The sequence below is a fragment of the Aminobacterium sp. EBM-42 genome (assembly GCF_001896635.1).
Taxonomy (GTDB): Bacteria; Synergistota; Synergistia; order Synergistales; family Aminobacteriaceae; genus Aminobacterium; species Aminobacterium colombiense.
On the sequence record NZ_MPPC01000009.1, the window covers coordinates 1 to 24096 of the forward strand.

Below are 24096 nucleotides of genomic sequence, written 5' to 3' on the forward strand. Positions count from 1 at the left end.
CCACTTTTAAGCACCACTTTTTCACCGCTTGTAATATCCGTTGCTATCATCGCGAGGGGGATACAGGCTTCGTCAAAGGAAACATCTCCGAGATTGTCTGTTATGAGTTTGCCGAGTTTTTTATTTGAGAGCAGCCCGAATTGCGATAGAGAGATTCTTGAAATGTCCAGCCAGTTCAACCCTTTCAGAAGAATTGCCATTTCTTCCCAGTTTTTGCCAAAGGCGTAAAAGGCAGAGATGATCGCTCCAATGCTTGTTCCAGCGATATAGCTGATGGGGATGTTAAACTCTTCGATTGCTTTTAATACCCCGATATGAGCAGCGCCAAGAACAGCGCCTCCCCCAAGGGCTAGTCCTATTTTTTTCTTTCTCCTGAATATTCTCATGTTTTTTCTCCATGTTGTTGGTCTTTTTCACATATAAGTATACCTTAGTGAATCCTAGAAAATGATTGCGTTAGTAACCCTCTTAATGAAAGCAAAAGTCAACATAAAAAATGATCCTAATGGTCAGCCTTTTCAAAAAGATAAAAATTTATTTTTATATTCCAATAGAAATATGGTAATATATTTTCAAAGAGAGGTGGGAGGGAACATGAAACGTATTAAAATGGCCTATCCCAAAAGTAAGGGAACTCAAGAAAAGTTGATTCGATTTATCCTTGATTATCCAGATGTTGCTGCTTTTCTCGCAATTGGCGATCTCGCAGAAAAAATAGGCATAAGCACATCCTCTATTTCTCGTGCGGCAGTGGATATGGGATATTCTGGATTTCCTGAGATGCAAAAGGAGATCCAGCAACATTTACGGCGGAGAATACTCCCTACTGAACGTATGGAAAGAGCTGTCACCAAAGACGGTAATTTCACATTTCGCGATTCCGTGCGCAACGATATTGAAAATGTTAAAAAAACTCTCTCAAGAATTCCCGACACTTTGTTTAACGATGCCGTAACTTTGCTATCGAAGGCAAATGAGGTATTTGTTGTTGGCTTGGGGACTCAGTACCCTTCAGCAATGTATTTTAGCGGTGTTATGAAACAGATTCGAGATCGTGTGACGTTGATTTCTCATGAAACAACGGAGTATTTTGACTGTTTTTCCAGAATATCCTCAAAGGACGTTCTCCTTCCTATATGTTTGCCACGTTACAGTCGTTTTACAGTTCATGCGGCACAAGAAGCTGAAAAAACCGGTTGCAAAATCATAGCGATAACAGATAGCGAGATTTCTCCTACGGGAATATTGGCGGATATTGTATTGCAAGTTGAATATGAAAGCATGAGTTTTTTCAACTCGAATGTCGCGGTTATGGCTGTTCTTAATGCTCTTGCAACATCTGTTGCTATGGAAGATTGGGAGCACGCGCGTGAGCGGGTGGGGAAATTCAGCGAAATAGCATTGAATTGGAACGCATTCTATCAAGAAAACTCTGGAGAAAGTATGGGGGAAAGATTATGAGAATAAGTAACAGAATTGCCCGTATGAAACCTTCAGCTACATCTTTAATGGCAGCAAAAGCCCGTGAAAAAAGAAGCCAGGGATTTAAGGTAATTTCTTTTACAACCGGAGAACCCGATTACGATTCACCGTCAGAAGCAGTGATAGCTGCGCGGAAGGCTATGGATGAAGGACAAACACATTATCCTCCGACAAGTGGAATAGCCTCTCTTCGCGAAGCAGTAGGGGAGTATTATCGCGATCATATGGGGCTGATCTATGATCCATCGCGTGAAATTGTTGTAGGAACCGGTGCTAAGCAGTTAATTTATGAAGCGCTGGGTGCTCTTGTCAACCCAGGTGATGAAGTAATAGTTTTTCCGCCGGCATGGGTGAGCTATGTAGAGCAAATCAGGCTTTTTGAAGGTGTCCCGGTGGAAGTGGAAACGTCAGATACGAATTTCATTCCAGATATTGAGAGGACAGAAAAGGCTATAACCCCCAGGACGGTGGCAATGATCATAAATTCCCCTAACAATCCAACAGGGGCTATCTACCCAGAAGAGTGTTTGAGAGGGTTGGCTGAACTAGCTTGTAAAAAGGGCATCATGATTATTAATGATGAGATCTATGAGCGGCTTGTCTTCGATCAAGAAGAATGCCCCCAGATATTGAAGGTTTGCCCTGAAGCAAGAAATTGGGTGCTGAATGTCAATGGCGTTAGCAAGGCCTTTGCAATGACGGGATGGAGGATAGGCTATGCCCTTGGTCCTGGAAAGCTCATAAAAGCGATCTCAGACTTTCAGGGTCATCTTACTTCGGGAACGAGCACCATTTCCCAATGGGCCTCTGTAGGGGCGCTGGTTAAGTCGCAAGAATACTGCGAAACCATGCGTAAAGGTTTTTTTGAACGAAGAAATCTTATTGTAGATTTGCTATCACAGATTGAATACATCAATTTTGTGAAACCTCAGGGAGCCTTTTATGTTTTTGTAGATATTTCTTCATGTCTGAAAAGAGAGAATGGTATTTATTTAGAAAATGACGTTGCTTTTTGTGAAGGACTTCTAGAACGTAAAAATGTAGCTATGGTACCAGGAACCGCATTTTTGTCTCCTGGTTTTGTACGTATTTCTTATTCCTGTTCAAAAGAAGATATTTGTGAGGGGGTGAAGCGTTTCATCGAATATTTGGAAGAAATCCATGCAGTGAATTAATATGCGCAGAATGAACGTCTCCAGTATGTATCCTGGTCAAGAAGTTGCTTTCAAAAGGAGAGTGGTCTTTATGAAGAAGATTCTTGTTGCCGTTGTTCTGATATTCCTGGTCGTTTTTTCTGGAACGGCCTTTGCTGCATATCCCACGAAACCAGTCAACATGATAGTTGCATATGCGGCTGGCGGAAGTACGGATATTCTTGCACGGATTACAGCCAAGTATCTTGAGGCTGAACTCAAGCAGCCTTTTGTAGTCGTCAATAAACCAGGTGCTGGTGGAAGTGTAGGATTTACTTCCATTGCAAAAGCTAATCCTGATGGCTACACAATAGGGCTGATCAATCTTAGCGGGGTTATCGTAAATCCTATTGTTCAACCTGATGTAGTGCGTTATAGAATTACCGATTTTGTTGGCATTGCTAATGTTGTAACTGACCCCGGCATTTTCTGCGTGAGTCCAGATAGCCCGATTAAGACGTTAGAAGATCTTGTAAAAGAAGCAAAAGCTAACCCAGGAAAGTTATCCATTTCCCACGAAGGCTTTGGCGCAGGGGATCATCTTGGAGTTGCAGAGTTCATGAAACAGGCTGGAGTAGAACTTAATCCTGTTCTTTACGAAGGGGATGCTCCTGCCAAAGCGGCTCTTCTTGGCGGCCATATCGATGTTATTGCTGTGAATGTTTCAGAAGTGGCTGAAATGGTAAAGGCAGGACAGCTACACGCCTTAGCAGTCCAGGATACGAAGCGTTCTGCAGAATTGCCAGATGTTCCTACCTTCTCAGAACTTGGATACCCCACCGTAATGCAAGGGACAGCGTCTCGGGGTTTTGCTGCACCCAAAGATATTCCTGCAGAAGCACTTGATATTCTGGTAAAAGCAATGAAAAAAATAGTGGCTACGCCAGAATATCAGAGCGAACTTAAAAACTTAAATATGCCCATCGATTTCATTCCTGGGGAAGAGTTTACGACGCTGTTGATAGAGCAAGATAAGCTCTGGTCCGATCTTTGGAAAACATCCCCTTGGATTAAAAAGTAGGAATAAATTCATGTTTATTCCATGATGTCAGAATAGAATTTCAAGAAACACAACGAGGGAGTAGTTCCTCCGGGGTCAACTCCCTCGGTTTCTATCTCTGGTAAGAAGGGAGAGTCAGGGATTGAAAAAAGCTGATTTTGGAGTCTCTTTCTTGATGTTTTTTGTTGGAATCGCTGCCTTGGCAAGAGCTTTAAGCTATCCTGCTCAAACAAAAATGATGCCAATCATTTACAGTGTCGCATTAATTATCCTATCTTTTCTTCTGGGATTACGAACGATCAGAAAAGAAAACTCTTCTGAAGAGAATGTTGTGCGGACAGAAGAACCGCTTTCAAGGGTTTTTTTGGTAGGAAGCATTATTTTTGCTTATATAGCATCTATACAAATACTTGGGTTCTTTTCCTCGACGATCCTTTTTTTGCTTTCGTTCATGTTTTTGATGCGCGCTGCCTCATGGGTAGTTACCACTCTTGTCTCATTGGTGACGACTACGGTTATCTATTTATTTTTTGAAACTTTGCTCAACATTCCTATACCCAAAGGAATCTTTTTTTAAGGAAGGTTGAATGACAATGATGGAATATCTTCTCCCAGCTTTGGGAAATATTTTTGAACCAGAAGCCATTTTTATCCTATTTGTAGGGACAATAGCTGGTCTTATTGTCGGATCGCTTCCAGGCCTGTCATCAACAATGGGAGTCGCTCTGGCTATCCCACTAACCTTTGGCATGGATCCCAAAATGGGATTGATGCTTCTTGGGGCAGTCTATTGCAGCTCTGTTTATGGCGGCTCTTTGACAGCTATACTTATTCGCACGCCTGGTACTGATGCATCTATTGCAACTACCTTTGACGGTTTCCCATTGACACAGCAAGGGCTGGCAGGAAAGGCAATTGGTATTTCGACCATATCTTCTTTAGTGGGCGGTATTATTAGCGCTATGGCTCTTCTTTGTATTGCCCCTTTCCTTGCGAAAATGGCTTTGAAATTTGGGCCCTCAGAATATTTCCTCGTAGGCTTGTTTGGCTTGTCAGTGATTATTAGCGTTTCTTCAGGGAGTTACCTGAAAGGGCTGATGACAGGAGCTTTTGGTTTGTTGATTGCAACAACTGGTATGGATAATTTTACAGGGTTCCCCCGTTTTATTTTTAATAATGATTCTTTGCTCGACGGTATTCCTATTCTGCCTGCCCTTATTGGTCTTTTTTCTCTTTCTCAGGCGATAAAGATTTCTGTGAGCGATAAAACTTCAATAATTGACAATCCAGAGAATCTAAAATTTACAGATCGCATCCTTCCAGAGAAAGAAGACATGAAGCGCACTTGGAAAACCATGTTGCGATCTTCTATCATTGGAGTGATAGTAGGAATAATGCCTGGAGCGGGAACAGGTATAGCGGCCTTTCTTAGCTATAATGAGGCTAAAAGAGCTTCTAAAAACCCGGAGTCATTTGGAAAGGGAAATATCGAGGGAGTTGCAGCCCCGGAAGCTGCTAATAATGCAGTAACGGGAGGATCTCTTGTCCCAGCTCTTACATTAGGTATCCCTGGCAATGCGGTAACGGCAGTTTTTATAGGAGGCCTTACTATCCAGGGATTGATACCAGGTCCGAATCTTTTCACAAAATATGGAGAGATAACGTATACCCTTCTGCTCTCTCTCTTTGTTGCAAACATAATGTTTGCAATTATAGGACTTGCTTTTGCCAAGCAGTTTGTGAAGATTGTCAAAACCCCTACGAAAGTGCTTGCCCCAATAATTTGTGTTCTAAGCATTATAGGGGCGTATTCGATCAGAAACAATTTTCTCGATGTCTGGCTGCTTTTTGGATTCGGTATTCTTGGATATTTTATGGAGAGGTTTGAGTTTTCACCCACTCCCATAGTTCTTGCCCTTATCCTTGGCCCTATGGTGGAAGCGGAGTTTAGACGAACTCTTACTCTCTTTCAAGGGAGTCTTGTCCCTGTTCTCTTCAGGCCGATCAGCCTTTTCATTATAGTTTTGATAATTATTTCGGTTGTTTTTCCGTTGGTGAGGGAATTAAGAAGGGAAAGGCAATTAGCGAGCGAAAAATAAGGGGTGGTGTATTTATATGGTGGAACTGCTTGACTGTACTCTACGGGATGGCGGCAACGTAGTAGGCGCAGGCTTCCCAAAAGAGCTTACTGAAAAAATAATGAAAGGTCTCATTGATAGCAATATAAAAGTTATAGAATACGGGCATCCTAGTGGATTAGGAGGGAACAAAGCCGGTGTAAAAAATGCGCCTTTGTCTGATGAGGAGTATCTGGAGATTGGCTCGCCTTATTTTTCACAGGCAGAGGTGGGAATGTTTTGCCAACCGAAACATGCCACTATAAGTGAGATTAAACTAGCTGCTCAGAAAGGGTTGGGATTTCTTCGCGTAGGTATAAATGCTGGGGATTCTGCAAAAGCTAAGGATTTAATTAAAGAAATAAGAGGGTGTGGAATAAAAGTACGTACAAGCCTTATGAAAGGCTACATTCTCCCTCCAGATGAACTGGCTGAGGAAGCACGTTCTCTTGAAAGATATGGTGCTCAGGCTGTAACTATAATGGATTCTGCCGGCTATATGCTTCCTGATGAAGTTAAAAAGTATGTTGAGGCTATGATAAAGAAAGTTTCAATTCCCATTGGATTTCATGGCCATAATAATCTGGGACTTGCGGTAGCAAATGGACTTGCGGCATTACAGGCCGGTGCTACTTCTATTGATTGTGGAGTAATGGGGATGGCCCGCAGCGTAGGGAATATTCCGACAGAGGTTTTTATTGCTGCCCTGCTTCGTTCTGGAGAGAGTGTGGAATATGATCTCTTTTCGCTTTTGTCCTTTATAGATAAAGACCTTGCGCAAGATCTCCAACATTGCTATCACAATCCTAATCCACCGGAGCAATTGATACTTGGTCTTTCTGGATGTCACTCAAGTTTTCTTCCCTTGTTTAAGGGAGTAGCAGAAGCGAGTTCCGTTGATCTTTATAAGCTTATAATAAATGTTTCTGCTCAGAATATGAAAGCTCCTACCAAGGAGCTTATTGAAGAATTTGCAAAGAGGTTATAAGTTAAGATGGCTTGGCCGTCTACAACAGATTTTGATCCGCCAGTTGACACTTTTTGAATTTCCTCTATAATTCTAAAGCTGGTGTTTTGAAACTTTACAAATGTATCTCTTATCCTGAGAGGTGGAGGGACTGGCCCGATGAAGCCCGGCAACCTGCCAATAGCAGCAAGGCATGGTGCCAATACCTGCAGCCTTATGGCTGGATGATAAGAGAGGAATGTGTGACTTTTTGCGTGTGAAAAGAGCCCTTCCTCTTGGAAAGGGTTCTTTTTTTATCTATATCTGTTGAATTGGAGGTTGCTAAATGGCAGACAGAAAGTTTTTGATTACGTCTGAATCTGTAACAGAAGGACACCCTGACAAAATTGCAGACCAGATCTCTGATGGAGTTCTCGATGCGATTCTGGCAGATGACCCCATGGGGCGAGTGGCGTGTGAAACTCTTGTGACCACAGGCATGGTTATGGTGGCGGGAGAGATTAGTACATCCACATACGTGGATATTCCCAAATTGGCGAGAGATATTGTAAAAGAGATAGGGTACACCAGAGCGAAATATGGTTTCGACGGTGATACGTGTGCGGTTCTTACAGCCATAGATGAACAGTCTTCTGATATTGCCCAGGGTGTTGATACGGCCCTTGAAGTTCGATCCCATACAGAAATGGGAGAGGCTGAAGTGGCTAAGGTCGGTGCGGGTGACCAAGGCATGATGATTGGGTATGCTTGTACCGAAACTGAGGAATATTTGCCTATGCCTATCGCATTGGCCCACCGGTTGGCACGGCGTTTGGCCCTGGTTCGTAAAAATGGGACCATTCCCTATCTTCGCCCCGATGGAAAGACCCAGGTGTCTCTTGAGTATGTAGACGGTCAGGCAATTAGGGCAGAAAACCTTGTTGTGTCTGCTCAGCATCATCCAGGAGCGACAGAAGCTCAGATTCGTGGTGATATCATAGAGCACGTTATAAAGCCCGTGGTGCCAGAACACCTTTTGAGGCCTGATACGACAATTCTTGTCAACCCTACGGGACGGTTTGTCAAGGGAGGCCCTATGGCTGACACAGGGCTCACCGGCCGAAAGATTATTGTTGATACATACGGTGGCTGGGTGTCTCACGGCGGGGGTGCTTTTTCAGGCAAAGACCCCACTAAAGTAGACCGCTCCGGTGCATATATGACCCGTTACGCGGCTAAGAATATAGTCGCTGCAGGGTTAGCCGAAAAATGTATGATCCAGATCGCCTATGCTATTGGAGTGGCCGAACCTGTTTCTCTTATGGTGGATACCTTTGGAACCGGCAAGATTTCAGACGAGGCCCTTACAGATCTTATTGAACGGCATTTCGATTTCAGGCCTGCTGCTATCATTCGAGACCTCGATTTGAGGAAACCACAGTATCGCCGTCTCGCTGCCTATGGGCACATGGGGCGTATTGACCTTGACCCCCTTCCTCAATGGGAGAGAACGGACCGTGCGGATGCCTTGGCAAGAGACGCTAAAAGGCTGTAAATAACAAGATAAAGAAAAAGGGCCGGCTTTGTACCGGCCCTTAATTTTTTGTTTTTATTCTGTGGAAAAAGCGTAAACTTTCCCATCCATGCTGCCAAGGAACACTCTGCCGTCTCCCAGGGCTGGAGATGCCAGGATCTCTCTGTCTGTCTGATATTCCCAGATCATATTTCCGTCTATTGCAGAGATGGCCGCTACTTTGCCGGTAGCTGTTCCTATATAGACAATGTTATTGAAGGCTATAGGGGTCGCTTGCATGGCTCCTTCGGTTTCATAGGTCCAGAGCATCTGGCCGGTAATAGCGTCCACAGCGTGGAGAATTCCTTTCTGTGTGCCAAAGAACAGCCGGCCATCTTCTGGAGTTGCGGAAGTGGTAATAGCCGACTTGGCGTTATATTTCCATTGGGGGATAATGCCTTTTATCTTTACACAGGAGAGCAATCCGTCCCAGCTTCCAAAATAGATGAATCCCTTCCATGTGGTTGTAGCCGTATCGATGGGACCGCCAGAACCGCCACCCCACTGTCTATTGCCCGTTTTGGGATCCAGGGCGTGAAAACGGCCTATATGATCTCCTACAAAGATCAGCCCCTCATGATAGAGAGGGGTAGAGCGAAGCTCCCGCCCAGTGTCGAAAGTCCAGAGAACCACTCCTGTTTCTGGGTCAAAAGCATAGATTCTGCCGTCTGCGCTGCCAGCAAAAAGACGTTCTGCTCCATATATGGGAGAGCCCCATATAGCGCCGGGAGCCAGGTCCAGGCCGAGAAGAGTTTGCCAGAGCAAATTGCCTGAAGATCTTTCAATGGCAAAGACACGTCCATCTGTTCCCCCTACAAAAATAGTTTTTTCATTCATAGCGGCGGCGCCATTAATGGAAGTTCCAGCATCATACTGCCATATCAGTTCGCCTGTTTCGGCATTAAGAGCGTAGACTGCTCCCCCCTGATCTCCTATATATACAACACCTTTATCATAGGTTGGAGTTCCGGTAAGGGGCATCCCTGCTTCAAATTGCCAAAGCGGCTCTTTCTCTGCTGCTAGACCTGGAAGGGTGAAGACAAGCAGAAAAAATATGGCAAGCATAAGTATGTGGTTTTTTCTCATTACTCAGCACTCCTTTCTAAAATTTTGTCAATATGTCCTTTTCTATTCTATCTCAGTCAACGAGAAAAGAAACATGGTATTTTAGCCAATCTTTATTTTGTTGTTGCATGAAGGTCAAAACAATGGTAATAATTATTATTACTAAGTATAATAGGCTTATTCTATTTAAGTGAGGTGTTTGTGTTGAAAGGTTTTAATTCCCTTCTCATGTCACGTCTGGGCCCCATTATTACAGGTGGAGTGGTAGGTCTTCTGGCTGCTCTACTCGTTCGGTGGGGGAATCCGGGAAACATGGGAATCTGCGTCGCTTGTTTCACCAGAGATATTGCCGGAGCTCTCGGTTTGCACAGGGCTGCGGTTGTTCAATATCTTCGCCCTGAAATAGCTGGTTTTATTCTTGGTTCGTTTGTTTCTGCTCTTGTGTATCGTGAGTATGTTCCCCGAAGTGGTTCAGCTCCTGTCATTCGATTCTTTTTAGGAATGTTCGCCATGATCGGGGCCCTTGTCTTCCTTGGTTGCCCCTGGCGTGCCTATCTTCGTCTTGCCGGCGGAGACTGGAATGCTATTGCAGGTATTGCGGGATTGGTTGCGGGTATAGGCATTGGAATTGTTTTTCTGTGGAAGGGATTCAGCCTGGGACGTTCTTATGAAGCTCCCAAGGGGACTGGTTACTTTATGCCAGTAGCTGCTATTGCGCTGCTTGTTCTTGTGATCATGGCTCCTGCCTTTGGCAAAGATGGGACTGGTCCCATCTTTTTCTCAGAGAGCGGTCCTGGCTCCGCTCACGCTCCCATAATCATTTCCCTCATCGTTGGCCTGCTTGTGGGCTGGATGGCTCAGAGAAGCCGTTTTTGCACCGTAGGAGCTATCCGTGACCTTGTCATGGTGCGGGATTCTCACCTTTTCAATGGCGTTTTAGCCTTTATTGTTATAGCTTTTGCAACGAATATTGTTATTGGCAAGTTTCATCCTGGCTTTGAAGGTCAGCCTATAGCCCATACCAATACTCTCTGGAATTTCATGGGGATGGTGCTTTCAGGATTGGCCTTTACTTTAGCTGGCGGTTGTCCTGGCCGTCAGTTGATTATGAGCGGCGAAGGTGACGGCGATGCGGCAGTCTTTGTGTTTGGCATGCTTGTGGGAGCGGCTGTGAGCCATAATTTCAGTTTGGCGAGTTCTGGAGCAGGCCCAGCTGCCTTTGGCCCTTCAGCAACAATAGTGGGTCTGGTTTTTTGTTTGGCCGTTGGCTTGATCATGAGGCAGCGTCTTAATTAGGAGGCATGGATAATGAGTGAGTCAATTATTGTGGATGCACGAGGCCTTTCTTGTCCTCAACCTGTGCTGGAAACCCGAAAAGCCCTTAAAGATCTTTCTGGAGGGCAAGTTGAAATTCTTGTTGATACAGTAACATCTCGAGAAAATGTTGCCCGTTTCGCACGGAGCCAAAAATGGGATGTGGCAATTGAGCAGTATGAGGGTGGATATAAGGTTGTTTTAACAAAATAGCGAAACTGTTGTGTCGAATATGAAGGCTGTCAGAAGAATTTTCTTCTTTTGGCAGCCTTTTTGATTTATTTTCTTGAAGGTTATCTCCTTTTTGAGATAGAATAAACAAGCTTGTTTTAAAATGAGACAAGATCAATGTATATAAAGAGGAGAGATGTTGTTGAGCCGTTCCATTCCAGTTTTAAAAATAGGGAAATATCAACCGCGTTATCCCCTGATCCAGGGGGGTATGGGCGTTGGCATATCCGGTCCTAATCTGGCTGGAAATGTGGCGCTACATGGAGGGGTCGGCACCATAGCCAGTGTAGGGCTGGCCTGTAATCAGCCTTACTACACGGGGCGCAACTATTTTGAGGCGAATCAGAGAGCCGTACGAGAAGGTTTGATCAAGGCTCGTGAGATTGCCGGCGAAAAAGGAGTTCTCGCTGTAAACTGTATGGTTGCCCTGACCGATTATGAACTTCACGTGCGCTCAGCCTGTGAGGGCGGGGTGAATATCATTATTTCCGGAGCCGGATTGCCTATCAAGCTTCCCGACTATACGAAAGATTTTCCAGAAGTGGCTCTTGTTCCTATCGTAAGTTCTGCGAAAGCAGCCAGCCTCATCGCCCGGCGATGGGAAAGGCTCTACAATCGCTTGCCTGATGGGTTTGTGGTTGAAACACCGCTGTATGCCGGCGGCCATCTTGGCGTAACAAAGATGGAGCAGGTTGAAAATGAAGAGTTCTCTCTTGAGAAAGTTGTACCAGAGGTTGTTGAGTATGTGGAGAAAGAGCTAAAAACCCCGACCCCAGTTATTGCAGCGGGAGGAATATGGACTCGCGAAGATATTGAGCATGCTTTTGACCTTGGAGCCAGTGGCGTGCAGATGGGAACCCGTTTTGCCTGCACCTATGAGGGAGACGCATCAGATCGTTTCAAGCAGGCCTATATTGATGCAACAGAAGAAGATGTGGTGATCATCCAGAGCCCGGCCGGCCTTCCAGGTCGTGCCCTGCGGTCTCCCTTTATAGATAAGTATTTGCGTGAAGGCACCGTTGGAAACAAGCCCTGCATTGCAAACTGCCTGACCCATTGCCGATATCGAACTGAGCGGAAGACTTTCTGTATCGCACAGGCCCTTATCGATGCTTTTTTCGGTAATTGGGAAGAAGGGTTATTCTTCTGCGGTACAAATGTAACGAGAATTACCAAAAAAGAATACGTAGCGGATATTATTGCAGAACTATTTGGTCCGCAAGAGAATAAGTAAAATTTCTTTTTCTCTGTAAAAAGACTATGAGATAATAATGAGCGGGCTGAAAAGCCCGCCTTTTATTATCCGGGAGTGATGAGAAGATGAAAAAGACATGGCCCGCAAGGTTGCCAAGGGCGTGGATTTTGTTGCTTTTAATGTCTATATTCATGGCTTTGCCCACTGCAGGCTGTGGTGCGGTGTTGCCCTTGCCAGGCTCAGTGCCTTTGAGCAGCAGCGGTGAGGGAGTTGCTCAGGAGGAGTCTTTTTTCACTCCAGAAAAGATAAAGCAGCGTATTGTTGAAATAGAGAAAACCATAGAAACTCTTCAGTCTTCCCAGCCTCTGCTTACTTCTGAGCAGGTGGGGCTAACAGAAGGGTAAATAAACAGTCGACTGAAAGGGCTTGAATCCCTTATCGCTCTCTATCAGCGGTATCTTTCTGTTGCTGAACGGGCAAAAAAAACGCAGAGTGATTTTGAGAAGCAGAAGGCGGAAAGTCAAAAGGATATAGCCGCCCTTGTTCCAGACAATCCCCCCTACTCTCTGAGCTTCTACGAAAACTACCGAGGTCGTCTTGAGACTCTATCTCAGGAAATAGATACAGTGACCTACGCCATCCGCCTGTCTGAGAGTGCCATTGTTTCCCTTAAAGAAAAAATTCGCCAGAATGAACAGCATTTAGCCATGCTGAAAGAGGAACAAACTCCCTCAAAATTCTCAGAATGGGTTCAACAGGAAGTGGAACTAGAAACCGAGAAGAACCGTCTTTCCCTTGCCTTTCGTGAAAAGAATGTGGAAGAAAGCCGTCTTCGTTTCGATATGCTCGAAATGGAACGGAAAAATGTAACCGAAGGGATGAAGTGGATTGCCCAGCATTTGCAATATGATGAAGCAGACCTTAAGCGTCAGGTGTCCTTGATCAAGGAGAGAGAAAGGCAGCTTCAGGAACAGGCAGAGACCCTTCGCCAAGAATCAGAGAAGGCGAGGGAGGAGTTTATGAATGCCCAGGCAAGGGCCGAGTCGGCATCGGATGCTGAGAATCTTTCATTATATCGTGCCCAGCAAAGCGAAAAAGAAACGTGGTACGTCTATTATCAGGCTGCCATGGACCAGGCGGAACAGGCACAGGTATGGGCGGAAGAGACGCGGGAAATTTGGGAAACACGCTATTCCCTCCTCGAAAAAAAATTACTTACGGCAGAGCTGATAAAAAGACGTACTGAAACAGAGATGCGAAAAAAGGATCTCGACAACGTCCTGCTAGGGTTGCAGAAGATGCAGGTCTCATTGCAATCAAGGCTGCTGACCCTCGATAGCTCTATGGCATCGGAAAGCGAGTCCTCTCCTCTATATCGCGTACTGCGGCAGGAGAGCGAAGGGTTGAAAAAACAGATAGAACTCAATGGGCAATATATGACGAGCCTGCTGAGCATCTCTATGCTTAACACCCGATTGCTTGAAGAGCTTGAATCACTGTTATCGTCAGTAACCATTACTGAAAAGGTTTCGGTGGCCAGCCTTGAGCGGCTGCGAGCCTTTTTAAATTTTCAGCTCTGGTCGGGTGACGGGTTCTCTGTTTCTGTTAAGAAGTTGATTTTAGCCGTTATTATCGTACTCCTTGGATTTATAGCCAGCAGAAAAGCGACAAAGGGCGTCAAGCAGTATCTCTTCCGTCGCTTTGAAATGGATCCTACAGCAGCCATGGCTATACAGAAGGGTCTTTTTGCTATCCTTGTATTCATATGTATTCTTGCGGCTCTCGATATGGTCAACATCCCATTGACGGCCTTTGCCTTCTTGGGTGGTGCCCTTGCTCTCGGTGTTGGTATCGGGGCTCAGAATATATTTAGCAACCTCATAAGCGGTCTCATCCTGTTTTTCAGTAAACCCTTCAGAGTTCACGATATTGTTGAGATCGAAGACATTGTGGGAACAGTTGAGGAGATAGAATCCCGTTCCACCCGAATTCGCACATTTGATAATGTGGACGTTCTTGTACCCAACCGATATTTTCTCGAGAATCGTATTGTGAACTGGACGCGCACCGATCAGGTCATTCGCGGCAAAGTGAAAGTGGGGGTGGCCTACGGCTCGCCAGCCAGGGAGGTGGAGCGGCTACTCCTCGTAGCGGCTTCCTCCCACAAAGATATTCTTACTATGCCTGAACCCTACGTTATTTTCAATGATTTTGGTTCAAGCTCCCTTGATTTCGATCTTTACTTTTGGGTGGATATGAGAAAAGCATCTCGTTTTGTAGCTCAGAGTGATCTTCGGTATAAGATTATAGAGCTTTTTGAAGAACGTAATATAACAATAGCCTTTCCCCAGCTGGATATTCACTTTGATAAAGATGTTTCTCATAATATGGCCATTGTCAACCACCCACAAGGCAAGGAGGCGTCAAGGGAATGACCCATCCCCCCTCTCCAGAGAGACTTTTCTCTTTGTGTATTGACCTGGCTTCTATACCAAGCGTAACGGGGCTTCCCGGAAGGGAAAATGAGGCAGCTTACTCTATATATCGGTGGCTGGGCGACCTGCCCTATTTTCATGAGCGGCCAGAGAATATTTTTTTAATTCCCGTACAGAACGATGGGCTCAAACGACATTGTATAGCTGCCCTTGTGGAGGCCGATCCTCCATGCAAGGAGACAATTATTATCACTGGACATTTTGATGTGGTGGATGCGAAGGGATATGGTTCACTGGAATCCCTGGCCTTTCAGCCCCAAAACTATACAGAGCGGTTGAAGAAAGAGGCACTTCCCAAAGATGCTCGCGCAGACCTCGAAAGCGGACAGTACCTTTTTGGCCGGGGCATGGCCGATATGAAATATGGCCTGGCCCTGGAAATGGCTTGTATGGAGAAATTCTCGGAGAGCCCTGAAAAAATGCAGGCGAACCTGCTTTTTCTGGCTGTTTGCGATGAAGAGGGGATGTCTGCCGGAATGCGAAGCGCAGTACCCTGGCTCAGGGGGCTTCAAAAAAAGAAAAACCTGGAATATCTTGTCTGCATCAATACGGAACCCTCAGTGGGGGAGTCAGCGGAGAGGGGTTACCTTTATTTAGGAACCATCGGAAAAATAATGCCCCTTTTCTTCTGTGTTGGAAGAGAAGCCCATGTGGGGGAATATTTTAAGGGCATCAGCGCGCCTCTAATAGCGTCGTGCCTTATGACGCTTGTTGAGGGAGATGCTGAAAGCGCGGACAGGTGGAAAGACAGAGTTTTTCCTCCAATGGCGTGTTTAAAACTAGCCGATCTCAGAGAACAGTATGCCGTTACTTTACCGGAGATGGCGGTGGTCTTCTTTAATAGTCTGGTAGTGCAGAAAACACCCGGTCAAGTTCTCGAGTATATGAATAAGAGAGCAGAAGAGGCCTTATCGAGGGCTCTTGCCCTTAGGGAGGGCGAGAGGCAAAAACTGTCTTTCAGTTTCGATCAAGAAGAAAAAGAGCAAGGTGTAGTTCTGACCATTCAAGAGCTTATTCAAGATGTGGCCGGGCAAAAGGGTTGTTTGCCTCAGGATGTGCTGGGACCGATCCTTTCAGGAATCCATTCTGGAAAAACCATACATGATCGTGGAATAGAAGCAGTTCGCCTTCTTTTGCGGGAATCGAACAGACGAGGTCCCCTTATCATTACGGGTTTTCTCCCGCCGTGGTATCCTCCCCGGTGCAACAGGGATGCAAGCCGGGGAGATAGGGTCATACGCATGGTAGCCCAGGAAATTGTGGAGGAGAGCGCAGATTTAACCGAAGAACCTCTGGAGATAAAAGAGGTCTTTGAAGGGATAATGGACCTCAGCTACATGGGGTTTCAGGGAGAAGAACATGATATGGAGGCCGTTGCCGCAAATATGCCTCTATGGGGAGCGGATTATCATTTCCCCGCAGAAGATTTGCTTTCTCTGGATGTGCCCGTGATGAATCTTGGGCCTATTGGAAAAGATGTCCATCAGTATACAGAACGAATTAATCTCTCTTATGCTCTTCACGTGCTTCCACCCCTTTTTGTGAAGGCTATAGAGAGAATTCCAAAGGTCTACAGGTCTCTTTTATATTGAGGCCGCTCTTCTTTACTTTAGCTTTTGAAAAACCGCATTATGTACATGATTCCCAGCACAAGGGCCAGGAGAAGATGTAGAAAGAGTCAGGGTGGGCATCGCCCGATCCATTTCTTCCATGTCATGGCATGTTCCTCACTTTAGGGAACGAGATTATTGCGCAGGTGAACCAGAAAATCCTGTACGTTGGTAACGATAGGTGTTACGGACAGGCTTCCCCTGTCGCGGAGTTTGTTCACTGCAAATTCTGAAACGTCAATGGAGTAGAAGTATACAGGCCGGATGCGCCCTTCCCTATTGACATAACAGGGAGTGATATTTCCAGTGGCAATAGTGTGGAGCTGAGTAGCCAGGGCTATGACGGTGGTAGCTTTTTTTGTACAGGCTCTCATGGCATCCTGAGCGTCGTAGACATTGCCAATAACGGTTGGCAGCGGGCCGTCGTCACGGATAGATCCGGCAAGGATTACCGGGATGCCTTTTTTTATGGCTGAATACATAACGCCGTCATTAATATTTTCCTCTTCTATGAATTTTTCAATGGAACCGTATTGCAAAACAGTGTTTATAAGATCAAGATGGTGATAATGGCCGAGGGGACGCTGTTCCTGGGTATAGATATCTTGTCCCAAGGCCGTTCTCTTCATGCTTCCTTCCAGATCGTGGGTTGCCATGGCGTTTCCGGAGAGTAGCGCATGGGCATATCCGTGTTCGATAAGTTCAGATAGAGCCTTTTTGGAGTCGTGATCGAATATCACAGCTGGGCCAAGGACCCAGATAATATAACCGTGGTCACGCTCGTATCGCATGAGTTCGTAAAGGTTGTCGTAATCCCGGGAATAGGCCGTTTCACGGGAACGCCCGGTGCGGAAAGAAAAGACGTCGCCGCTTTCTTCGGGCATGGCAAAGGGGGTTGCATGGAGGTAAATTCCGTAACGGCCATCTTCTGAGCGGCCTACGATGACTTTGTCCCCTACATGAAGATTACGAAACTCGACAGCTTCGATTATTCCCTCGTTTCGCACGACAGGAACACAGTCCATGCGACTTTCCCTTACAAGGGACCATTGGCTGTTGACTTTAAAATATTCAGGATAAATAGATAAGGCATGATAACCTGGTGGTGCTACTCCTTCCGCTTCAACTTTGCATATTCCCGCATCAGGAGCTGAAACAAAAGGCTCTTTATCGAAGTTTGGTTCGACATATATTGGCAACTGAAAAGCCATTTCATATTCCTCCTCAAGATGATTATGTAAAATAAGCAAAATTGCTACAATTTCTGATTGCATCACTTAATGCTTTGTCTGTACAATGAACATACTGATTATAACCTATATCATAAATCATTTAGGAGGTGGTAGGTGGTGAAAAGAGGCAATATATGGCGTAAGGGGCTTATAGGTTTTTTATTCGTGGCTCTTTTAATTGGAGTTGTGGGTGTTACCCCTATATCAGCGCAAGAAAAACCTATAAAAATTGGGTACCTGGCGGCATTGACCGGCGACTGGGCAGCCTATGGCCAGACCGAAGAAAAATCCGCAAAGCTGGCTGTTGATGAGATCAATGCTAAAGGCGGGGTGCTGGGAAGAAAGATAGAACTCGTAGTGTACGATTTTAGAACCCGGGCAGAAGATGCTGTGAACGCAGTGCGGCGTATGATTGAAGAAGATAAGGTTGTCGCTCTTGTCGGTGCGAACGGCAGCGGAATAAATATTGCTACGGCTCCGCTGGTCAACAGATATGGCGTGGCTCAGATCGGAACTGTTTCTACCAACCCCCTGGTGACTGTAGATGAAAAAGGTAATGTTCGTCCCTTTTCCTTCAGAATATGTTTCACTGATCCCTACCAAGGCAAGCTCATTGCGTATTTTGCAGCGAAAGAACTTGGAAGAATGAACGCGGCGATTCTTTACGACGTAGGAAACGATTATTCCCATGGCCTTCGGGAGTTCTTCATGGCGAGCTACGGTGGATATGGAGGAACCGTGGTGGCAGACCTCGGCTTTAGAGGAGGTCAGGATGTGGACTTCAGGGCTCAGCTTACGGAAATTCGCGACAAAAAAGCAGATGTGCTGATCCTCCCCAATATGGGAAAGGAAATGGCCCTTATTATGAAACAGGCACGTGAACTTGGCATGAACGAAATTGTTTTTGTTGGCGGTGACGGATACGGCGAATTTATGTGGGAGATCGCAGGGGACGCAATGGAAAATTCCTACTGGATCAACCACGTAGCACCGGAAGACCCAGCCATGCAGCTTTTCTTCAAAGCATACAAAGAGAAATGGAATGATGAATGTAAGGAGTTTGTAAACGGTGTACTTGGCTATGATTCCGTCTACTGGCTTGTGGACGCTATCGCCCGCGCAGGCAGCGACGATCCCAAGGCTATCCGTGACGCTCTTGCCGCTACATCTAATCTTGCCCTTCACCATGCTACTATTACTATAGATCCAGCAAACAATACGCCGAAGGATAAAGATGGCGTTGTATTGGTGGCCAAAGAAGGCAGAGGGCAATTCTACAAGAAGATTAAACCTTAAAAAACAAAACACAGGTCAGGCAATACGAGGCGGAGGGGTTGTTTCCGCCTCGTATTCTCAGGAAAGAGGTGAGATCATAGGTGGCCACTTTTTTGCAGCAAGTGATTAACGGACTTTCCCTTGGTTCTGTGTATGCCCTCATTGCCGTTGGTTACTCTCTTGTTTATTCCGTATTGCTTTTTTCAAATTTTGCCCACGGCGGGTTTCTTGTGATCGGAGGGTACATTTGTTATGGGGCCTTGAAATCTATGGGGGTCAATATCTGGCTGGCTGGCATGCTTTCTCTTGCGGGAGCTGGCATAGCAGCGGCTTTGACGGAGAGGATAGCCTATAAGCCCATCCGTGAGCGGACCAATGTAACCCTTTATTTGCTCATTGCTTCTATGGGCATGAGTATTGTAATTGAAAATATTTTTGTTATCGTAGCCGGCGGGCGTTTCAGAGCCCTCCCCCCGGTGATACCCACCTACCCAGTTCAATTGTTCGGTCTTGCTACCACGAGTGCTTTCGATCTCCTTTCCTTTCTCATAGCCCTTATTGCTCTTGGATGTCTTCAGTTATTTCTTTCCAGAACGAAGTGGGGGCTTGCTATTCGGGCGGCAGCCTGCGATCTGCGTACGGCTGGCCTTATGGGTGTAAATGTTAACCTTCTTATTTCTATTGTCTTTTTTACCGCCGGAGCCTTGGCGGCTATTGGGGGAATATTTCTTTCAGTTCGGTATACTCTCTATCCCCAGCTAGGGGCCATTACCATCAAAGCCTTTGTCGCCGCAGTTATTGGAGGGTTAGGGTCTCTTCCCGGCGCAGTCGTGGGGAGCCTGATTCTTGGTTTGGCGGAAATGCTGGCTGCTGGTTTTATTTCGAGCCAAATGAGGGATCTAGTGGTTTTCTCATTGCTTGTCATCACTTTGCTTATCAAGCCCTCAGGTCTTTTTGGCAAGCAAATGAGCGAAAAGATATAGGTGTTTCCCCATGTCTGGATATACTGAGGGAATCATAACGCTTTTGTGCATTAACGCTATTGCTGCTATGGGAGTTTCTCTTCTCACTGGTTTTACTGGCATTTTTTCCCTGGGGCATGCGGCCTACATGGCTCTTGGCGCCTATACCTCTGCCATTCTGACAGTGCATTATGGGGTACACTGGCTGCCGGCTATACTCCTTGGCGGCGGAGTAGCGGTTATAGTGGCTTATGGTATAGGAATTCCGACCCTTCGGCTTATGGGCGACTATTTTGCCATTGCTTCCATAGGTTTGGGAGAAGCGATTCGTCTTATCCTCGAAAACTGGCAGTCGCTAACTCGTGGAGCCCGGGGGTATCCCGGCATTGAACCCTATACGACATTGCCGGTAGCCCTGACTTTTTTTGTCATCATGGCCCTCTGCATGTTCAATCTGATCAATAGCCGGTATGGACGAGCCTTTAAAGCCTGTCGCGATGACTATGTGGCGGCCTCATTGCTTGGTTTCCATACAGCCAGGCTGCGGGTGCTCAGCCTGATGATCTCCGCTTTTTATTGTGGAGTGGCCGGAGCTCTTCTTGCCGGTTTTCTTTCTTTTATACAACCCATTATGTTCGATATGCTGAAGTCCACAGAGTTAACGGCCGTGGTGGTTTTTGGAGGCCTTGGATCTATGGCCGGGACCATGGTAGGAACTCTCGTAATAACTCTGGTTACCGAGCTTTTCAGGCCTATTTCGCAATATCGAATGCTTATTTACGGGGCCGTTCTCGTAATCATTATGGTGATTCGCCCCGAGGGTATTATGGGTGGACTCAATGGCGGGGGGCTACTGAACAAGATTTTCAGGAGGAAAGATAATGGCGGCACTGCTTGAGCTGAACGGAGTGGATAAATTCTTTGGCGGAGTCCATGCTGTTCAGAGTATGAGTTTTGCTTTGAACGAAAAAGAGATTGTTGGTCTCATCGGCCCAAACGGCGCGGGGAAAACAACAATTTTCAATGTGGTAACGGGTGTCTATGATCCTGATGGGGGCCGGATACTTTTCGATGGGGAAGATATTACCCCTCTCAAGACCTACGAAGTGATTCGAAAAGGGATCGCGCGGACTTTTCAGAATTTGCGGCTCTTCCCCCGTTCTTCAGTTCTTGAGAACGTTATGACAGCAGCACAACAGCATGAAGCCTATTCTTTTGTAGAGGCTGTGACTCATTTTGGCAAGTGGAGGATGAAAGAAACATCCATACGGGATCGAAGTATGGAATTGCTCAACCGAGTAGGCCTTGCGGATCGGGCCCTTCAACCTGCAGGGACCCTGCCCTATGGGTATCAGCGCCGTCTTGAGATAGCACGGGCCCTGGCCCTTGATCCCCGTTTGTTGCTTCTTGACGAACCGGCAGCAGGAATGAATCCTGAAGAAGTTATGGCGTTGAACGAGCTTATAAAGTCTATTCATATGGAATTCCAGCTAGCCATTCTCGTGATAGAACATCATATGGACCTGGTGATGGAAATTTGCCCCCGGATCATCTGCATGAACTTCGGGGCGAAGATCGCGGAGGGGTCCCCTGAGGAGATACAGGCCAATTCTGAAGTATTAAAAGCCTATCTGGGAGAGGAGGACGAAGAATGAGCGATGTAGAAAATATCCTCCTGGACGTGCAGAACCTTCAAGTAAGCTATGGTGCCATTCGCGCTCTTCGCGGCATTTCACTTCAGGTTAAAGAAGGCGAAATAGTCTGTGTCATTGGGGCTAATGGCGCGGGAAAATCAACGTTGATGAACGCACTTATGAGCGAAGTTCGCAGGGAAAAAGGGCTCATTAATTTTTCGGGAGCGCCTTTGGCCCAGCGAAGTTATGATGTGGTGAAACAGGGCATATCCCTCGTCCCGGAGGGGCGGCGGGTATTCGCCCCTCTCACCGTCTACGAAAATTTGATGATGGGGGCTTTTCCCCGTAAGGAGCCGGAAAAGGTGAAACAGGACCTTCAGTGGGTCTTCTCCCTCTTCCCTCGCCTTGAAGAGCGGCGTGACCAATATGCCGGAACTCTCTCAGGGGGTGAACAGCAGATGCTGGCCATCGGACGGGCCCTTATGTCCCGCCCCCGCCTTTTGCTTTTAGATGAGCCTTCTCTGGGCCTTGCCCCTATTATCATTAGGGATATTTTTAAGGAGCTCCGCCGGATAAACTCTGAGGGAGTTACCATTTTACTGGTTGAGCAAAATGCCCGACAGGCTCTGTTGCTTTCCCACCGAGGCTATGTGCTGCAGACAGGAAGCATTATTATGGCAGGAACATCAGAAGATTTGCTGAATAGCGCAGATATCAGGAATGCCTATTTAGGAGCGGGACGAAAAAAGGGCCTTCTGTAGTTTGCTATGAATTTGCAGGAAGGCTTTATTTATAAGATTCAGGAGCCAATCTTTGTAGAGAGGAGAGGCTCCTGATTTTTTTACTGAAAGCAGATTACCCTTTGCGATTGTTCAGAAAGACTTCAAACTGTTTGAGGGCTTCTGAAAAGGTGGCTCGCCCGAACCCCACCCTAAAACGATTTTCCTTTGATCCGAATAGAGTGCCGGGTATTATTAATACTCCGTATTGATCTATAGCCTCCTGACAAAAGGCCTCTATAGGGATGTTCCCTTTCAGGGCGGGGAAGGCTATAGACCCTCCCTTGGGAGGAACCCAGTGGAGAAGGTCATCATGTTTGTGGAAAAGGGTTTCAATTTCTTCAAGGTTGCTTGCTATAAGAGCCCTGTTCCGCTGCAGGATTTTTTCTTTTGCCCGAAGGCTCATGAGAGAAAGAATTTCAGAAGGAGAACTTCCGCAAATAGTGGTGTAGTCTTTCAACTGGGCTGTAATATTGAGGATCTCACGGTCCTGAGCTGCTAGCCATCCCATTCGCAGCCCTGGAAGGCCAAAAGCCTTGGAAAGTCCGCCTAGTGTAACAGCTTTTTCATAAACAGTGCATGCAGAAGGAAGACGGGACATTTCGTCAAACTCAAGGAATCGATACATTTCATCAGAGAAAAGATAGAGATCGTGGCGAGATGCTATATCCACTATTTTAAGAAAATCTTTTTTCTCTGGCAGATACCCCGTTGGATTGTGGGGAAAATTCACGACGATCATTTTTGTTGCGGGTCTGATCATCCCTTCTAGTTCATCAAGGTCTAGGGTCCACTCCCCATTTTTTTCCTTTACAGACCAATAGGAGACTTCGCAGCCCATCCCTTCCGGGATGGAATAAAGGGACTGATAGGCTGGAGAGATGGCTATAACATGATCTCCAGGTTCGAGTATTCCGTTGAAAGCCAAAAATATTCCTTCTTCTGGAACGGCAAGCAGCACATCTTCCTTCGAGAGACCAGTATAGAGAGCGGCTATTTCTTCTCTCAGTAGAGGGTGTCCCAAGGATTCCGTGTATCCGAGCCGGAGGTTTTTCCAGAGGGAAAGACTTTCAGTATCGGCCATTTGCAATAGTTCGGAGAGAGAAAAGCTCTCGCAATCCGATGGGCAAAGTAGAAACTCGGTTTTAAATTCGTAGCGGGCGAAATAGCGTTCAATTTTAAAAGCTGGCAGTTTCATGGTGTCTTCCTCCTCATTCTTTTAACCGCCCCCTACCGGTGGAAAAATATTGACCACGTCTTCGTCACAAAGAGGTGTATCAAGACCGTTAAGATGGGCTATATGTTTGCCATTGACCATAATAATAGTACCTGCCATAAGACGGTGGGGAACTTCGTTGCTTGACCAGATCCATTTATCAAAGGGTTCTCCGAAACGGTTAGAAAAGTCCTCCAAGAGCTGCCTGATGGTGGCAGGAGCTTTCATGTCAAATTCTTTTTCTCCAGTAGCATAAATAAGAAAGGCATGGACACGGAGCTTCATGGGCAGTCCTCCTCCTTTTTAATTGTCTGCTTCAGCCTTATTATCTTTTTTCGCCTGAAAGAATGCAAATAGCAGCTGTTTTATTCTTGACAAATCCAGTAGGGTATAGTATGAATACTTATAATGCAAGCTTATAAAAAGAAGGTGAAACGTAATGAAACTGTCTACAAAGACACGATATGGGCTCAGGGCGTTGCTAGAGCTTGCCCGTCAGTATGATGGCCGTACACCGCTGAGCATAACAGATATTGCATCGAAAGAAAACATTTCAGAGCGTTATCTCGAACAGCTTTTTTTGAAGCTGCGGAGAGATGGGCTTATTGAGAGTGTTCGTGGTCCTCAAGGAGGATACCTCCTCAGCAGGGCTCCCATGGAAATTACTGTTGCTGAGGTTGTGGAGGTTCTGGAGGGAAACATTCAGATAGCTGATTGTCTCGAAGGACCGGAGTGCATGAGAGAGAGTGCGTGCCCGGCCAGGAAGCTCTGGCTGAG

Annotated in this window: 24 protein-coding genes and 1 riboswitch; of the genes, 19 read left to right on the forward strand and 5 right to left on the reverse strand. The window is 46.2% G+C overall.

All coding sequences use genetic code 11. The features are described 5' to 3' along the window. A partial coding sequence (locus BUC50_RS01835) for a patatin-like phospholipase family protein (protein ID WP_286677081.1) occupies positions 1-386 on the reverse strand: 386 nt, incomplete at its 3' end. Between the two features lie 208 nt (positions 387-594). Here BUC50_RS01835 and BUC50_RS01840 point away from each other — a divergent pair. The 7 genes from BUC50_RS01840 to metK all read left to right on the forward strand — a co-directional run bounded on the left by BUC50_RS01840 (position 595) and on the right by metK (position 8293). After that, entirely contained in the window at positions 595-1461 is an 867-nt protein-coding gene (locus tag BUC50_RS01840; RefSeq protein ID WP_213700305.1) for a MurR/RpiR family transcriptional regulator, read from the forward strand. After that, a complete protein-coding gene (locus BUC50_RS01845) occupies positions 1458-2657 on the forward strand; it encodes a pyridoxal phosphate-dependent aminotransferase (RefSeq protein ID WP_273015526.1) in 1200 nt (399 codons plus the stop codon). The genes BUC50_RS01840 and BUC50_RS01845 overlap by 4 nt, the downstream gene beginning before the upstream one ends. A 70-nt stretch (positions 2658-2727) precedes the next feature. Further along, positions 2728-3696 (forward strand): tripartite tricarboxylate transporter substrate binding protein, encoded by a 969-nt coding sequence (locus BUC50_RS01850; RefSeq protein WP_273015527.1) that lies wholly within the window; start codon positions 2728-2730, stop codon positions 3694-3696. Positions 3697-3817: 121 nt separating this feature from the next. Next, positions 3818-4252, forward strand: a complete 435-nt coding sequence (locus BUC50_RS01855; protein ID WP_041459290.1) for a tripartite tricarboxylate transporter TctB family protein — start codon at positions 3818-3820, stop codon at positions 4250-4252. A 16-nt stretch (positions 4253-4268) separates the two neighbouring features. Further along, positions 4269-5774, forward strand: coding sequence for a tripartite tricarboxylate transporter permease (locus BUC50_RS01860; RefSeq protein ID WP_211204283.1), 1506 nt, complete (start codon positions 4269-4271; stop codon positions 5772-5774). Positions 5775-5790: 16 nt separating this feature from the next. Beyond that, positions 5791-6780, forward strand: coding sequence for a hydroxymethylglutaryl-CoA lyase-like TIM-barrel protein (locus BUC50_RS01865; protein ID WP_013047559.1), 990 nt, complete (start codon positions 5791-5793; stop codon positions 6778-6780). Between the two features lie 106 nt (positions 6781-6886). Continuing rightward, positions 6887-6993, forward strand: a riboswitch (SAM riboswitch). Positions 6994-7084: 91 nt separating this feature from the next. Next, positions 7085-8293 carry a methionine adenosyltransferase gene (metK, locus tag BUC50_RS01870; RefSeq protein ID WP_013047560.1) on the forward strand — a complete coding sequence of 403 codons (1209 nt, stop codon included), beginning with the start codon at positions 7085-7087 and terminating at the stop codon, positions 8291-8293. Positions 8294-8347: 54 nt separating this feature from the next. Here the strand turns inward: metK and BUC50_RS01875 are convergent, their stop codons facing one another. Continuing rightward, complete coding sequence (locus tag BUC50_RS01875; protein ID WP_013047561.1) at positions 8348-9397, reverse strand: outer membrane protein assembly factor BamB family protein; 1050 nt, start codon at positions 9395-9397, stop codon at positions 8348-8350. 207 nt (positions 9398-9604) lie between these two features. On the opposite strand from BUC50_RS01875, the gene yedE reads away from it, so the two are divergent. From yedE to BUC50_RS01905, 6 genes are all read left to right on the forward strand, one after another. Beyond that, entirely contained in the window at positions 9605-10672 is a 1068-nt protein-coding gene (gene yedE, locus BUC50_RS01880) for a YedE family putative selenium transporter (RefSeq protein WP_041459416.1), read from the forward strand. A 12-nt stretch (positions 10673-10684) separates the two neighbouring features. Continuing rightward, complete coding sequence (locus tag BUC50_RS01885) at positions 10685-10903, forward strand: sulfurtransferase TusA family protein (protein ID WP_013047563.1); 219 nt, start codon at positions 10685-10687, stop codon at positions 10901-10903. Positions 10904-11057: 154 nt separating this feature from the next. Further along, the gene (locus tag BUC50_RS01890) at positions 11058-12155 is read left to right on the forward strand and encodes an NAD(P)H-dependent flavin oxidoreductase (protein WP_041459291.1); all 1098 of its coding nucleotides are present in this window, start codon (positions 11058-11060) and stop codon (positions 12153-12155) included. 86 nt (positions 12156-12241) lie between these two features. After that, a complete protein-coding gene (locus BUC50_RS01895; RefSeq protein ID WP_286677082.1) occupies positions 12242-12520 on the forward strand; it encodes a hypothetical protein in 279 nt (92 codons plus the stop codon). Positions 12521-12742: 222 nt separating this feature from the next. After that, positions 12743-14551 carry a mechanosensitive ion channel domain-containing protein gene (locus tag BUC50_RS01900; RefSeq protein ID WP_286677083.1) on the forward strand — a complete coding sequence of 603 codons (1809 nt, stop codon included), beginning with the start codon at positions 12743-12745 and terminating at the stop codon, positions 14549-14551. Then, on the forward strand, positions 14548-16203 hold the full coding sequence (locus tag BUC50_RS01905) for a M20/M25/M40 family metallo-hydrolase (protein WP_013047566.1): 1656 nt from the start codon (positions 14548-14550) through the stop codon (positions 16201-16203). The genes BUC50_RS01900 and BUC50_RS01905 overlap by 4 nt, the downstream gene beginning before the upstream one ends. Positions 16204-16343: 140 nt before the next feature. Here the strand turns inward: BUC50_RS01905 and BUC50_RS01910 are convergent, their stop codons facing one another. Then, on the reverse strand, positions 16344-17432 hold the full coding sequence (locus BUC50_RS01910; RefSeq protein ID WP_013047567.1) for a putative NPN-dependent ornithine cyclodeaminase: 1089 nt from the start codon (positions 17430-17432) through the stop codon (positions 16344-16346). A gap of 135 nt (positions 17433-17567) precedes the next feature. Here BUC50_RS01910 and BUC50_RS01915 point away from each other — a divergent pair, with 135 nt between their 5' ends. The 5 genes from BUC50_RS01915 to BUC50_RS01935 all read left to right on the forward strand — a co-directional run bounded on the left by BUC50_RS01915 (position 17568) and on the right by BUC50_RS01935 (position 22085). Further along, positions 17568-18749 carry an ABC transporter substrate-binding protein gene (locus BUC50_RS01915; protein ID WP_013047568.1) on the forward strand — a complete coding sequence of 394 codons (1182 nt, stop codon included), beginning with the start codon at positions 17568-17570 and terminating at the stop codon, positions 18747-18749. 80 nt (positions 18750-18829) lie between these two features. Then, positions 18830-19711 carry a branched-chain amino acid ABC transporter permease gene (locus BUC50_RS01920; protein WP_041459292.1) on the forward strand — a complete coding sequence of 294 codons (882 nt, stop codon included), beginning with the start codon at positions 18830-18832 and terminating at the stop codon, positions 19709-19711. Positions 19712-19721: 10 nt separating this feature from the next. Next, positions 19722-20588 carry a branched-chain amino acid ABC transporter permease gene (locus BUC50_RS01925; RefSeq protein WP_013047570.1) on the forward strand — a complete coding sequence of 289 codons (867 nt, stop codon included), beginning with the start codon at positions 19722-19724 and terminating at the stop codon, positions 20586-20588. Next, positions 20572-21345 (forward strand): ABC transporter ATP-binding protein, encoded by a 774-nt coding sequence (locus BUC50_RS01930; RefSeq protein ID WP_013047571.1) that lies wholly within the window; start codon positions 20572-20574, stop codon positions 21343-21345. The genes BUC50_RS01925 and BUC50_RS01930 overlap by 17 nt, the downstream gene beginning before the upstream one ends. Continuing rightward, complete coding sequence (locus BUC50_RS01935) at positions 21342-22085, forward strand: ABC transporter ATP-binding protein (RefSeq protein ID WP_013047572.1); 744 nt, start codon at positions 21342-21344, stop codon at positions 22083-22085. The genes BUC50_RS01930 and BUC50_RS01935 overlap by 4 nt, the downstream gene beginning before the upstream one ends. Positions 22086-22179: 94 nt before the next feature. Here the strand turns inward: BUC50_RS01935 and BUC50_RS01940 are convergent, their stop codons facing one another. Together BUC50_RS01940 and BUC50_RS01945 are read right to left on the reverse strand one after the other, a co-directional pair. Next, a complete protein-coding gene (locus BUC50_RS01940) occupies positions 22180-23301 on the reverse strand; it encodes an aminotransferase class I/II-fold pyridoxal phosphate-dependent enzyme (RefSeq protein ID WP_013047573.1) in 1122 nt (373 codons plus the stop codon). Positions 23302-23322: 21 nt separating this feature from the next. Continuing rightward, positions 23323-23604 carry a MoaD family protein gene (locus BUC50_RS01945; protein WP_013047574.1) on the reverse strand — a complete coding sequence of 94 codons (282 nt, stop codon included), beginning with the start codon at positions 23602-23604 and terminating at the stop codon, positions 23323-23325. 154 nt (positions 23605-23758) lie between these two features. Here BUC50_RS01945 and BUC50_RS01950 point away from each other — a divergent pair. Next, on the forward strand, positions 23759-24096 hold a 338-nt coding region (locus BUC50_RS01950), incomplete at its 3' end, for an RrF2 family transcriptional regulator (RefSeq protein WP_286677084.1).